A 14,360-nucleotide genomic window follows, 5' to 3' on the forward strand; every position below is an offset into this window, starting at 1 on the left:
AGGTGGAAATTCTTTAATTCACACTTTTATAAAAAAATTGGAGGATGTATTTATGAAAAAAAGAGCGATTTTCTCATTTTTCATTGTATTCACCCTGCTGACATCTTTAACTACACCGGTTTTTGCCTACGACAGTTTATCAACCTGGAAAACCCGATTTGACAACCTTCTCACTGCCTATGATACATCAGATGGTCATTACGGATGGACCGATACGGCGGACAGTGCATACAGTGGATGGGATGGAACGTATACCCTCAATGGACTTTATCGGATGTACAATCTTACAAAACAGACAAGCTATATTGAAAAGTTGAGTCAATACATTAACAATATGTATGGTACCCTTGCAGACACCAATAATGATGGTTATCTCAGTTGGGGGACAAGTCATTATGCTGGTTCCTATAGGGAGTACGTCGTCCATGTTGGTAATATTGTCAGTGAATGGGCGAATTTTATTTTGACCGTTAGAAATGATCCAACCTTAAGTGCAGCAACCAACCCGCAAGGGATCACTTATGGAACCCAAGCCAATCAACTTGAATCCGTTATTAATAGTGATCTAATACCCAGATTCGATATTGCATGGTCGGAATACTATAACGAATATTTGGATCATGACGATCCGGGTCATTCTTTGCCGACAAATATGAATATTGGGATGGCAAAAGCATTGTATGCCATGGCTCAAGTAACCCCTTCCAAACGTCATTATTTATTATGGGCAGATCTTATCCTCGGAAATTTCAAGAGCCTTCTTACAACGAGTGGAAGCTCATATACCTGGAACTATTGGGAAAGGAAAACGCCGTCCGACGCCCAATCGGTAAAATTCGAAGATTGGGGGCATGCACCTTTAGATATTGGTGGAGCTATATCCAACTACATGCGGGGAGGCAGTTTCGCAGGAAGTGATATGACCAAGCTTGGAACTACGGTGAATAGTCTGATGTGGAACGGATCATCAACTGATCCATGGCTTTCTTATTATGTAAACGGGTCTGGGGGTTATTCAGGAGAATTTACGCTTGATTTTGGTGACTTGGAAAGATGGAAAAGTGGTATTTGGGCACCTTATGAAAAATATCTTTCTCTTCATGGGGGCGGTGGTACTCGTGGTTTTGAAAGTTATGCCACTCTAATGCAACTTCATCCTGGACAGTCTTCGCCGCAAGCATTTACACTTGGCACACCATCCAGTGGGGCAACGGGTCAGAACACTATTTTAAGCTTCCAATGGCAACCTTCGGTAAACTCAGCAGATTACAGGCTGCAAATAGCCACAGATAGCAATTTTACTAATATAGTGATAGACAGTGATAAAATAATTTATCCCTATGCTGCAGTATCTGGTCTATCCTATAGTACAACTTATTATTGGAGAGTAACTTCAAGGAATATAGCCGGCGCTACTTCTACGACCAGTTCCAGAAGTTTTACTACTAAAGCGGCACCGACTTATACGCTTACTTTTTCGCATTATGATGACAGAGGCACTACTGCTCCCAAGACATATCATTATAAGCAGGTTTTAGTTGATGGTGTGGTTGTTTGGGAAAAAGATGTGGCAGATGATGCCGCAGGAACTTGGTATAACGAGTCCGTTGATATTACTGCTCAAGTCTCAGGGAAGTCAAATGCTGTAATTAAGTTACGTGTCATTGACAAAAAATCAAACGGTGGAAATTACAGTGTTAGTGTAAATTGGGATGACTTGGCGATTACCAATAGCGATGCTTTAAATGGAGATTTTGAGGCTTCTAAATTATGGTATTTTAGTAAGGCCGGGTCATACTTTACCGGTGCTTATGACACAGTTATCAAACATGGTGGCAATAAATCTTATAAAATAAGTCTGCCTGGTGTTGTAACAACCAGTGGGGCAGATTACGGCTCAATTCAGCAAAGAGTTGCTTTACAGGCACCATAGTATCATCGTTTTTACCATTAAGGCCCCTGCTTTCTCTCTAGTAGGGGCCTGCTATTAACGGAGATGTTATCAACGGAGGATCAGAGGCGGAGTGAAGGGGAGTACTTTGGTTTCCTCCTCGCCGCTTTTATAAGTGAAAACTTCGATTTTAGCAGCGTCTTCCTCTTCGCCGCTTGCCACTATCTTAAAAGAATGGTTTGCGGTATTTTTCCCGGGTGTAAACATATACCGCATACCGCTGGAAGCTGCGGGATACCAGTATGCGACGGCGCCCGTTGTCTCATCCAGGATGGCCAAGCTGACGGTCGGCGATTTGTCGGTCGTTTCTTTGATATCGAGCGCCAAGGTTTCTCCGCTTTTCATCACAAAGGTTTTGCCAATCTGAAGGCCCTGAGAACCGTCGGCGCTTTCGCTGTAAACAGACTTGGGGAGCTTCACGCTTTTATTGAAAATATCCGTTAATTTGGATTTCTTGTCATAGGCCGTGATGGGTTTGTAGCCTACAATTTCTTCGTTTTTCGTTATGGATAGTTCGAATGCAAATTGCTCTGGGGCTAAGATCTCATTGAATACGTAGGCTCCGCGCTGAATGAGCTCGTTCGTAAACGCAGCATGATCATACTTATATTTTTGATCTTTGTTATAGTTGTTCAATTCGAATGCGATCTGGCGCGTAATCATGTTTTTAATGACCTTATCATCCTTGTAGGCCGCCGCCTTATCGGCGAAAGCAACCGTTATGGTGCGGTTTTCTACGAAAAACGTTTTCTGGGTCATGCCGGCAATATCGGGACTGTTTTTGTCCATCCACTGGATCGCCACCTTGTAGTAAGGCTCTGTGCGGTTAAAATAATCGATTTTCAACCCGTCTTTATCGATATACAGTTCTCCCCAGAACACTCTAACGCTATCTTTGGATATGCCCAGCGTATTTTTAATATTTTTTTCCAAATTCGCATTTAGATCGTAATAGGTTCGGATTCCCCCGCTGTACTCCGTAATCGGTTGGGGCGCTTTCGCAAACACAACGGAGGAGGAGAAGAGAGACACGGCCGCGATCATAGTGGCGAACAGGATGCCGGAGAGGGCGGGACTTTTTCCCGTATTTCGGTTCATGATCAGCTTAAATCTTCTGTATAACTGTTTCTTAGGCTGCGCCAGACCGCTATTGAAGGCAGGAGACGCTTGGGCAGCAAAGTGCAAAATCATTTCGCTATAGTGCTTCTTGTCCATAGGCTTCATCGTTTTGGACACAGTCTCATCCACGGCGTATTCACAGGCTTCGCTTATATTGGCCAGGGCCAGATAAGAAACCGGATTAAACCAGTGCAGGCAGTTCACTATCACGGCGAATAGTTTAAGCCAGGCATCTTTTTGCTTATGGTGAATCAATTCATGCGTTAACGCTAGCTGATATTCCATCGCACTGATGTTCGTTTGGGGGAACACAATTTGGGGCTTAATGAACCCGATCAGCATAGGCGAATGAACATAGTCGCTGGCCAGCACGTTCAAGCCTCCCGCCTTATCGATCAAGATACCTTGAAGCGCTTTACGTTTGAAACGAAAGTAACTGAAGAAATAGTAAAAAAGTGCGATGGCAAAACCGCTTATCCAGATGCCGATGATCCATACAGATGCGGGTAAAACTGGAAAGTTGCCTTTTGAGGCCCCTTCAACGGATGGTGCAGGTTGCTCCAAGGCTTGAACGGATGAAGCTTGTTCCGAGGTTGTCGTCTCAGCTGCAGCAGCCGGATTTCCGTTAAATGAGGCTGTGACGGTTTCCGGGAATAAGGACTGAGGATAAAGGGCAGGCACGTTTAAACTCAAAGGGACTATAAACAGCAGCAGGGAAGACAAACAAACATAATAATACCAGCGCCCTCCGTATTTGGCAGAAAGCCTCGTTTTCAGAAAAATAAGACATAAACTCGCGATACTACCAGCAAGAGAAGTCATAAGCAGCCATTTAATCATCAGAGTCGACCTCGCGGTTAATGAATTCACGGAGCTCTTCGATATCCTTTTTACTGAGATTCTCATCCTTGAATAAAGCGCTGATCAGGCTTTTGGCAGAGCCGTTATGAATGGAGCGAACGAAGCTCTGTGTTTGCATTTTTTGGTATTCTTGTTCACTGATAGCCGCCCAATATTCAAAAGCGTGGGAGCGCCCGAGCTTGGCAGCATGCAGAGCGCCTTTGTCAATGAGTCTGCCGGCGAGGGTGATAATCGTCGTGGTTTTTTTATCCGGCAATTTTTCCGCGATTTCTTTGGTGGTTATCCTGCTTCCGCTGGCCCATACCACTTGCATAATTTCCATTTCTGCTTTGGTTATTTGCATAGTAAATGTCCTCCTTTTTGTCGTTTCTACAACTTGTTTTTCATTATACAAGATGTAGAAGCGAAAGGCAACACATAATCAGTTATCAATCAATCATCAATCAGATATCAGTTGCGGGTTGATACAAAGAGGTAGGAGAGCCTTGTTTGTTGTTCATTTGAGCTGGGGGGCATCCCATATTTCAGCTTAAACAACCAGGAGAAATCATAGATGCTCAGGCAGGCTACTTTAAAGGAGGAAAATGGAAGGGCGGCATGGCGACGGAAGGGATAGAGGCTAACTGTGGCAAGGACTTAGGTATCGGCTGGAAAATTCGCCTAGTGTTGAAGCGCCAGCCGGTACAATCATTTAACTGTAGCAGAAGCGAAAGAGCAAAAAGCAAAACCAAAAAGCCCCCAAGCCAAGGCATACTTCTGCCGCAGCTTGAGGGCTCCGCAAGTTAGCCTTGAATCAGAGATTCCCCGCCGTCGATATAGATCTCGGTGCCGCTGATATGGGAGGACTCGTTGGACGCGAGGAACAGCACCAGGTCAGCACACTGCTCGATGGAGCCTGCATGTCCTTCCAGAGGCTGATTGCCTTCGGGGAATTCCACAGGAATTTTCACCTTTTCCAGCTCCGGGGACGTCTCCGTATTTTCACCGATATTGGTATCGATTGCTCCCGGGCAAATAGCATTTACGCGGATTCTGTAGGTGGCAAGCTCTAATGCCGTCATTTTCATAAAAGCAACTTGTCCCGCTTTACTGGAGCTGTAGGCGCTAGCCCCTGTGTTGGAAAATATGCGATTGCCGTTCACCGAGCTGGTGATGATGACGCTGCCGCCGTTTTTTTTCAGATGAGGCACTGCGTATTTCAAGGTAAGGAATGTTCCCTTCAAGTTAATCGACAAGGTAGTGTCCCAGTCCTCAGGGGTCAATTCCTCAAGGGGCGCCCATTTGCCGTTAATGCCGGCATTGGCGAAGACGATATCTATCCTGCCGAACTGCTGGGCAGCTTTGTTCATGGATCTCTCGACCATTTCAGGCTTGGAGATGTCTGTTTCGAACACCTCGGCTTTTCCGCCTTCCTGTTCGATTTGTTTTTTTACGGCTTCAGCGTTTTCAACTGTCCGGTCAAGCAGGCAGACGATGGCTCCATGCTGGGCAAGACGGAGGGCAGCCCCCTTGCCGATACCGGAGCCTCCTCCTGTAATGACGGCTACTTTCCCTTTTACACGCTGCTGGGTATTCATTAGCTGTATCGCTCCTTTACTTTATGGGATGGTCATGCTAGTTGTTATCAGGTTAAGTTCACAAGTTATGCTGCCAGGTTAGATGACCAGGTATATCGGATAATTACACATCAGGCCGGTTATTGAAACCATAAGCATAAACGGCTAACCTCATCAACGGTATTCAGGGACATCGAGCATGTAGTATGGGGCACGGAAATGGAATCATGGAATCGTGGAACACGGTACATGGAATCATGGAACATTCGGACGAGATAGCTGTTAGTTTTTACCGGTTTTCCGATTTTTATTCGGAGGAAGACGCGGTTGCCCTGGGTTTTCTTATTATGGAACGTTAGATCTGTTGACGCGGATGACTGTTTAAGTCCATAGAAAAAAGGCAGCTTCAACGGTCTGTCAAGACTATTGAAAGCTGCCTTTTCGTACTTATTATAGTTTTACTACGTGTTGGTGCCGGACAAAAATTAGTTATTTAACTGCCGCCTTCGTTAACTCCAACAGTCGGATAATGAGCGTGAGCGCTTCGGCTCTGGTGGCTGTTGCGTTTGGATCAAACCGGTTGCCGTTTTTACCTTCAACTAGACCGGCCTTGGCAACGGCCGCAACTTCCTGCTGTGCCCATGTCGGAATGGATGCGGCATCCGAGAAGGAAAGCGCCGCATTCACATCAAGCATGAGACCCGCTGCCCGGGCAATGATGACCGCAAGTTGTGCGCGAGTCAGTTGTCCGCTCGAACGGAATGTCGCGTCCTCATAGCCGCTAATAATGCCCGCTGCAACCGCACGGGCCACGTGCGGTTGCGCCCAGCCTGGAATGCTGCTGAAGTCTTGCAGCGATTCTCCATCGCCTTCGCCTTCCAACTGCAGCGCCCGGCTGATCATGACGGCGAATTCACCGCGCGTTACAATGCCGTTCGGACGGAAGCTGCCGTCGGCGTAGCCGTTCACAATCCCCAGCTTGACCGCTTGCTCGATGCTGGTTTTCCCCCAATGCGTGGCCGTGTCGGAGAATACGACTGTTGGCGCACCGCTGCCGGTTCCTACTGAATTGCCAGGCTGTGTGTGATCTCCGCCTTTGCCTTCATCATCCTTGGCTCCAGCATCTTTGGTTCCGTTTCCGGTCCCGGTCCCACTGCCATTCCCTTGATTTCCATTCCCATTATATTCTTTCTCTTTATCACCATCGGTATTGACATTGCCGCTTACATCTGCTCCAGGTACAGCAGCATCGGCAGCAACTGACGTAGCCGAGGATTCGTCAAATAAAACTTGGATGTTGTACGTATGGACATAGTCAAACCCTTTATTCCCCACATTATACCATTCGATATAGACAGTGCCGTTCAGCTTTCCTGTGAGGGAAGGGAGTGTAAAAGATGTCACCCTTGTATTCTTGGCCGTATTTTGACTGACGACGTTTTCGCTGCTGCCGTTGATGCTAAAGTTTTTGATTTCATAGCTTTGCTTGACGACGAACTTGACGGTGCGGCTGCCTCCCTGCACCTGGACAAGCGCCTGACTGACTACATAGTCATGGGCCATAGAATTGGATTCTTTACCGTTCTCCAATATACGGAAGTTCATGTAGTAGTTTCCGTCGGCAGGGTATACGGGCGCATTAGGATTTGTACCCGAGCCATTGCCTGGGCCATTACCGGGACCGTTGCCTGGACCATTGCCGGGGGTGGACGGCGTGTCTGACTCAGGGATTTTAGCAGCCTTAAGCTGCTCAATAGCTGCTGTCAGGAGCTCCAGTGACATTTGGGTCTGCTGCTGGGTAGCTTCAACTTTGGTCGCCACTTTGCCAGCCTCCGTCAGCGCGAGTTGCAGTGTCGTTTTCGCAGCTTGCGGGTACTCACCCGGATTGGTGCCGACTACGGCGGTACGGTTGAGTGTTGTCGCTGCAGCTATCGCCTCTTGCAGAGCCCGATTGTCAACACCATTAATGTTGAAGCGAATGTCATATGTTTCATCATGAATTTGCCCCGGGCCTCTGGGGGTTACAACCCTAACCTTGGCGCTAAGAAGGCTTGTAAAGTCATTGACGCTGAACGCTACCACACGAGTATTGGCAGTTGTATCCTCACTTATGACTTGAACATCCTCGTAAATTCCATTTCCGCGATCAATTTTCAACTCTTTGATGGTTGAGCTATCTTTAATAGTAAACGATATGGTTGCTTGCCCACCGGCGGATGTTTCAATTTTGGCCGGCTTCAGGAAGTACGCGTCCATAGAGGAGAAGGTGTCCTGTGTGGCATGAGCGACAGTAAAGTTCTTTTCGTATACCTTCTGCCCTTGAAGCAGCGTTACAGCTTGCTGCAGTTGTTGTGCGGCCTGGGTCAGCTCGCGTCTGATTGCAATCGGATTGGCCGTCACTTCAGAGGCCGCACTAATAGCTGTTGCAAGCTGCTCAATTGCCGATTCCGGGTATAGACCTGCGCTGCTCTCGTCCGTAGCCTCATCCAGCAAATCTTGTGCAGCTGCAAGCTGTGCTTTCAATGACTCAGCCTGCTCCACATTGAAGTTAAGAATGACGGTCTTGTCAAGGAGCGTGTTATCGAACCAGAATTGCACAATGCCGCTTGTGAACATTTCAGGTACCAGCGAATTGGGAGCATTTCGCAACATAATCTGGCATGTAACGATGTCATTGTCCTCATCATACGAGATGACAGGGCAGGCCTGTTGTGTCCCCAAACTTCCGTTGGCAGCCTTCAAATCCCCTGTGTTTGGCGGGGTGCTTGCCCGGATTCTGCCGTTGCCTGCTGTAGATACAGGTTGAGTTAGCAACTCCTTTATGTTGCGTAGAACAAGGCGAATATGCTGCCGATTGGAAGCATAGTGATCTACTTCCAGATCCAAATATTTCTCATAAACAGACTTGCTCACAGTAGGATTATTCAGAACATCGACATCCATCACAGCCATCTTGATAGTGGAGCGAGTGGCTCTATTTGCCTCAATGTCGTTCAGATATTGCTGCAGCTGCTCATAGGCGGCATCTACTTGCTGCTGAGTGGCCTGTGCATTATTGAGAACATCGGTGGCTTGAGCAATGCGGTTTCCTAACTGAGTTCTGGAATTTTCAGGGGACCGGGGATATTCCCCTTCGCTTATTAAATTAGTAGCAACAGCCCCGCTAACATTCGGACCGCCTATGACTTCTCCTACAATTTTTATTTTTGAGTGCAGCTCGCTGGCGGTGTCCAGTAGTGCCGACAAAAGGCTCTTGTCGACAACAATGCGCAGCTGTTCAACTTGCTTCAGGGCACTGTCCAACTGCGCATAAGCTGCGGATATTTGGCTTGAAGTCTGGTAAGATGAATTTGCAATAAATTCAGCGAACGTGATGTTAGTCTCCAGATACTGTTTGCTTCCGGATGGATAATAACCGTGACCGCTACCCTCCTCGAAAGTGGCATATACCGATTTGGCGACCGTTATGAGATCCCGGAGCTCGTTAAGAGTTCTAACGGCAGGTTCGCCGCCACTTCCCGGATCTTCCGGGAACACATAAGGCAATGTGCTGGTATCCAGCTCAAGTTGTATGTTGTACCAATGATCGTAACCATTCGGTGGAATTTCAGGAATAACAATATGAACCAAAATATCTTGTTTGCTTGTCAGATCGGCGAGATCAAAAGAAACCCTCGCATGCTCGGAGTCATTGTTGATAAAAACTTTTTCAGCATCCTTGTAACCGGCAATGCCTTCTACTGTTTCATTTACAATGCTGGCTTTGTTGTGTCCGGCCATCCTGGTCATAAAGCTGTGAAAAACACCGTATGTAGTGAATTCATTAGAAAATCGGTAGGTTCCATTGTTTACAACAAGTTTTCCTGTATTCACCAACGCATACGTTTGGACTCTGGAATCGTTGGATGTAGAATCTTCTAAATAACGAAAGCTTATATTATATTCACCATTGGGCACTATTTTTTCTGCTGCTGCGCTTGCTGATTGTGCCCCGACTCCTGTTAAAGTTGCGAATAAGATAATGGAGAGCATAATCGATATTATTTTTTTTAGTTTTTCGCTCACTTGAGTAATTCTCCTGTCTTAGTCTAATTTGAAGCATAAAAGATAATGCACAAGAGCAGAGTACAAAAGCTTTACGAATAAAGCTTCCGTACTCTGCGTCAAAATCGATCAAATGTGGTGTTTACTTAAATTTCGTCAATAGTGCCGAACGAGAAGCGAGCTTCACGCCAAGTGCTGTATCCGTCCGGGAAGCCTGGCAGCGGACCCGGGATTTCAATGTACGCCCGTACTTTCAGCAGACTTTCAAAATCGCTGTAAGGGAAGGAATAGGTAAAGCTGGTTCCGCTGACGAGTGTTGCAGGCACATAGCCGGAGCCAAGTTCAACTTCGAATGCAGTGATATAGCTGTCGTTAGTGAATCTGACAGTTACAGTTTGCGTGCTACCGCTACCGCTTACCTCCAAAAATGCCTTACCCCCATAAAAGGTGGTATCGCGGTAAGCATCCAACATGGAAGTAACGTTATTTACTGCATGCAGCACCGAATACTCGACTGTGTAATCTCCATCATCCGGGTAGGTTGCGGCATGAGCCGGAACGACCAAAGCCAGTACCAAAAGCAGAGTGGCCATCAGGGTAACAAACGTCTTATTCAATGATTTTGTATGATTCATCATTTTACTACACTCCTTTTAATTGTTTTTTTAAAATCACTAGAGTCAATGCCCTTCCCTCAGTGCTTAATTGCAATTACAGTGGTACTCTTCTCCTTTCTGTATCGGACTGCCGAGAAATTCTAACCACAGAATGAAACTGTGTTTAAGATAATGATAATCATTATCAACAAGGATGCAAAAAAAATTTCTGTGGCAGAAGCTTGGACGCACCGGTATACGTGCCGTACTTCTCTCTCAGAAAGCCGCCAATGTGTACATCATCGGCGACATACTAAATTTTACAATTCAATTATGAACGGAGTATGAATTTTAAATTACATTTTCCAAAAGGAGGAAAGACCATGGCCAACTCCTATCTACGGTCATAACCGATCCTCGAGACTGTCTTTTTCAATTTGTAATTTATAATTCATGTTCCGTTCACATTCGAGTTGTAAGATTCATAACGATCCTGCTGCGTCCGCACCTTTAAGGTTTTTTTTTTTGCTTATATCGATAATGATTATCATTTTCTTAATTCAGGGGACTGTACATAGAAAAATGCGATATAAGTAAATACCTTCGCTGCACAAGGGACAGGCATATTGGCTCCCCCCACGATGCTGTCGCTTGCGCAAAGAAGGTGGCTTGCCGCTTTCTACACTCATATTGGAAAAGGAGAGAATGATTAGAGATGATTTTGAAAAAGTCCATACAGCGTTTTATAGCTATTCTGCTCGCAAGCTTTATGCTGATATCCGCCGTGCCCGTCGTGGCAGCAGATTCCGCCCCCGCCACCAAAGTGAGGGACGGGGAATATTCGGTGGATTTCAGAATCCTGAAGAACAATAGCAACGAAGATTCGTACGCCGTGCAGCATCTCCAATCTGCAACGGGCAAGCTGATTGCCGAAGACGGCCAGTACAGGCTGCAGGTTGGCTTTATCAACTACGACTGGTACGAGTACTGGGGAAGCCTGAAGCCGGGCGGGACGCCAGGGTACGCAGAAGCAGTGTCTCAGTATGAGCCCGCACAAGTTATCTCCGTTACGGATGGATATGTCAATCGTGGTCCTAACGGGGAAAGTAAGCTGGTTGAAGGCTATCAGGCTACAGTTGAATTTGCGATTGAAGATGTGAGAGTCAAACAGGATGTGCTGATGCACATCATTGTTAAGGATTTTTATATTAATGGAGAACCCCTGGTTTATGACAACTGGTATATGGCGCAAGTGGCGATTGATGTATCGAATCTGCCGTTTGTTCCTGTTGGGCAGGACGGAGGATCGGGGGAGACCGGTGTCGATCTGGAGGAGCTTTCCTGGCAAATCACGGTGGCCCAGGCCGTATACAACAGCACTGAAGGACAGGAAGGCCATTGGGATGGCGCGTATGCCCCCGGAGCGAGAGCTTCTCTGCTGTATGCCATAAATGATGCCAGAGCAGTTCACGGCGATGCCGGCGCTACGAAAGAGCAAATAAACGCTGCTTACAGCACGCTCACCCAGGCGTTAAATCTGTTCAAGCGGCAGCGGGTAACCGTCGACAAGTCGGCTCTGCTTGCAGCGCTTGAAGAGGCGGAGGCGCTTGCATCCACACTGACGTTTACAACTAACGCAGGTTTGTATGCTCCCGGTGTCATTGTCGGCGCGACAACAACTATCGGAAATCCGGTTGCGGCAGGCCGGACCGTCTACAACGATGCTTTGGCGACACAGAAGCAGGTGGATGACAGCAAGAATGCCGTACTTACGGCCATGACAACGATCAACAACAACAGGTTGTATGAAAGAACCGCAAGATTAATCGTGCTGGACTCCATGGATGCCGAGGCGCAGGTGTCATCGAAGAGCTCTCTCTTTGAATCTGAAGCCACCATTCTGAAAAGAAACACGACCCGTGAGCATGCCAATATTGTGCTCAACAAAGCGAAAAGCCAATTCACTCACTTGTCCTATTATCGTCCGAACAGCGATGGAAGCGCAGGTTTTCAAACGGATGCTGAAGTGATCCCGCTAGATACAGGAATCGATAAAGGAGAGAATAAATACTCCATTCAGGTTCAGCTTAGAGTGTTCGCGAATGTCAACGGAATGGTTAGGCTCAATTACACAACAGCAGATGAGCCTTCTGTTGTGCAGTCTGTTTATTTGAGCTTCAACGGTACGCTCCTTGACAATTTGAACGAAGCTGTTTCAGATGCTCAAGAACTGCACGATCGTGCCTTAAACGGCGATCTGAGCGGGCAATTTGACGATACTGCTCTTGTGACGCTTCAAGCTGCAATTGATTCGGCCAGAGCAACCGGGTCGCGTTTGTCCGAGACATGGCTGAACATAAACGCTGCTTCGACCGTACTTGGTAAAGCTGTAGACGCCTTCCTGGCTGCGCAGCGTTCAACCTTGCATTTCACTGTAGCGCATGCAACAGATGCGGCTTTCTCCAGCGCAGATTCCTATTTTGAAAAGCCGGCCAGGATTACGCGGGTTACCGATACTACGTATGATGCGGTCGTCACAATTTTAAACAGCTCACAAGTTCCGGAATTCCAGTACAAACGGGAGAACGGCGTTTATGCGGATGCAGAAACGTTGTATGGAAATTCAACAGACAATTACCGTGTCGTGTTATTGAAGGACATCAGCTTGAGCAATCTGCTCGAGGCAAAATTGCATGTGGTCATTCCGGCAGCCAATTATGATCAGCTGCATCATATTCGATTGAATTGGAACAATGTCAACAATTCGCTCCTGTCGGAGGAGTTCAGCGCCGCCACGGGGCAGTTGAGAAGAGCCAAGGCAGGCAGCGCCCCGGGCCAATATCCTGCCGGAGCCATTCAAGCATTTAAGAGCGGGGTAGATACGGCAGGCCAGGCAGCTGTCAGGCTGAACGGGACTCAGCTCGAGACAGATGCGGCTTTGCTGGCATTGCGTCAGGCGGTTGCAACGTTCAATGCTTCTGTAATACAGTCCGGCACGAATCCGGGTACAAATCCTGGTACAAATCCAGGGACCGATCCTGGCACAAATCCTGGACCTGTATACCCAGCCGACGGCAGCTACTTCATGAATTTCCGAATATTGAAGGATGGGCAGGACAGCACTTCCATGGCCCATGATTACGTGGTCAATCAGGCGCTGGTCGAGGTGCGGGGAGGAAGCCGCTCTGTCAAGTTTGTCGTCAAGCAAAGCAATGAAATCAAGTACTTTAGCATCAACGGCAGCAGCGAAAGCGTCGTTAGTCAAAATTCGGCCAAGAACACGCGAGTGACTTCCTTCACGTTGTCTTCCTTGTCCGGCAAGCTGAACGGAACTGTCTTTATCAATTGGCCGCTATTCAATTATTTCGACAAGCTTTATGATATCCAATTCCTGTTCGATGAGTCTTCGGCCACACTGGCCGGAAGCAACCCTTCCGTACCGGGTGCGGATACGTCGGGCGAAGTCGGGGTCAACCCGGGTAAGGTCGATGAGCTCAATGGTGACGGCGGACAAGGACAGGGAGCTCCCGGAAAAAATGAGGAAGAAGCCGTGAAGAAGGAGGAGGTAGCCGGCGCAGAGAAGGGACAGCCGGAAGAGAAAAATGGCAGCGGCTCAGGAACTGTTCAGTTCCCGGATATCACCAGCCACTGGGCGCGCTCGAGCATCGAGCAAGCGGTCAAGCTTGGGATCGTGAATGGCTACGCCGACGGAAGCTTCCGTCCGAACGGCATTGTGACACGAGGCGAATTCGTCGTCATGATCAGCCGGGCGCTGCAGCTGGAGGGCGAAGGGGACGCCGGATCGCTCCAAGACTTCGGCAGCATTCCTGATTGGGCGCAGGCCCATGTGGCACGCGCGGTTGCCGCAGGCCTAATTGGCGGCTACGAGGACGGAAGCTTCCGTGCAGGCGGCCATCTGACGCGCTCGCAGCTTGCAGTGATTATCACCCGGGCAGCCAATCTGGATGCGGATGTGAATGCGGTGCCGGACTTCGCCGATCTGGCGGATATTCCGGTATGGGCGCGGCCGGACGTTGCCGCTGCGGTCAAGGCTGGGCTCATCCAGGGCAAGGGTGGCAATCGGTTTGATCCGAATGCGACCGCTACCCGTGCTGAGGCGTTGACTCTGATTGTTCGCCTGCTTGAAGCGTCTGCGCAGAAGGCCAAATAATAGGAGCTAATACGTATAGTGTAGCGCTGGGCCACCAGGATGGCCCCTTCCGTTGGCGGCCA

8 protein-coding genes are annotated in these 14,360 nt (G+C 48.0%); 3 read left to right on the forward strand and 5 right to left on the reverse strand.

Annotated elements, in window-relative coordinates:
• Positions 1-52: 52 nt before the first annotated feature.
• The gene (locus J2Z66_RS23010; protein WP_209974773.1) at positions 53-1,933 is read left to right on the forward strand and encodes a hypothetical protein; all 1,881 of its coding nucleotides are present in this window, start codon (positions 53-55) and stop codon (positions 1,931-1,933) included.
• Between the two features lie 69 nt (positions 1,934-2,002).
• On the opposite strand, the gene J2Z66_RS23015 is transcribed toward J2Z66_RS23010, so the two are convergent.
• The 3 genes from J2Z66_RS23015 to J2Z66_RS23025 all read right to left on the reverse strand — a co-directional run bounded on the left by J2Z66_RS23015 (position 2,003) and on the right by J2Z66_RS23025 (position 5,508).
• The gene (locus tag J2Z66_RS23015; RefSeq protein WP_209974775.1) at positions 2,003-3,910 is read right to left on the reverse strand and encodes a M56 family metallopeptidase; all 1,908 of its coding nucleotides are present in this window, start codon (positions 3,908-3,910) and stop codon (positions 2,003-2,005) included.
• Complete coding sequence (locus J2Z66_RS23020) at positions 3,903-4,274, reverse strand: BlaI/MecI/CopY family transcriptional regulator (protein ID WP_209974777.1); 372 nt, start codon at positions 4,272-4,274, stop codon at positions 3,903-3,905. Before J2Z66_RS23020 ends, J2Z66_RS23015 begins: the two co-directional genes overlap by 8 nt.
• A 439-nt stretch (positions 4,275-4,713) precedes the next feature.
• Complete coding sequence (locus tag J2Z66_RS23025; protein WP_209974779.1) at positions 4,714-5,508, reverse strand: SDR family oxidoreductase; 795 nt, start codon at positions 5,506-5,508, stop codon at positions 4,714-4,716.
• A 206-nt stretch (positions 5,509-5,714) separates the two neighbouring features.
• Between J2Z66_RS23025 and J2Z66_RS43525 the strand changes: the two genes are divergently transcribed.
• Positions 5,715-5,846 carry a hypothetical protein gene (locus J2Z66_RS43525; RefSeq protein WP_281068878.1) on the forward strand — a complete coding sequence of 44 codons (132 nt, stop codon included), beginning with the start codon at positions 5,715-5,717 and terminating at the stop codon, positions 5,844-5,846.
• Between the two features lie 130 nt (positions 5,847-5,976).
• Here J2Z66_RS43525 and J2Z66_RS23030 read toward each other — a convergent pair whose 3' ends face one another.
• Both J2Z66_RS23030 and J2Z66_RS23035 read right to left on the reverse strand, forming a co-directional pair.
• Entirely contained in the window at positions 5,977-9,552 is a 3,576-nt protein-coding gene (locus tag J2Z66_RS23030) for an NEAT domain-containing protein (RefSeq protein WP_209974781.1), read from the reverse strand.
• A gap of 125 nt (positions 9,553-9,677) precedes the next feature.
• On the reverse strand, positions 9,678-10,169 hold the full coding sequence (locus J2Z66_RS23035) for an NEAT domain-containing protein (protein ID WP_209974783.1): 492 nt from the start codon (positions 10,167-10,169) through the stop codon (positions 9,678-9,680).
• A gap of 673 nt (positions 10,170-10,842) precedes the next feature.
• Here J2Z66_RS23035 and J2Z66_RS23040 point away from each other — a divergent pair.
• Complete coding sequence (locus J2Z66_RS23040) at positions 10,843-14,298, forward strand: NEAT domain-containing protein (protein WP_209974785.1); 3,456 nt, start codon at positions 10,843-10,845, stop codon at positions 14,296-14,298.
• The last annotated feature ends 62 nt before the right edge of the window (positions 14,299-14,360 follow it).

Origin of the sequence: Paenibacillus eucommiae, assembly GCF_017874215.1 — a bacterium.
Lineage (GTDB): Bacteria > Bacillota > Bacilli > Paenibacillales > NBRC-103111 > Paenibacillus_AI > Paenibacillus_AI eucommiae.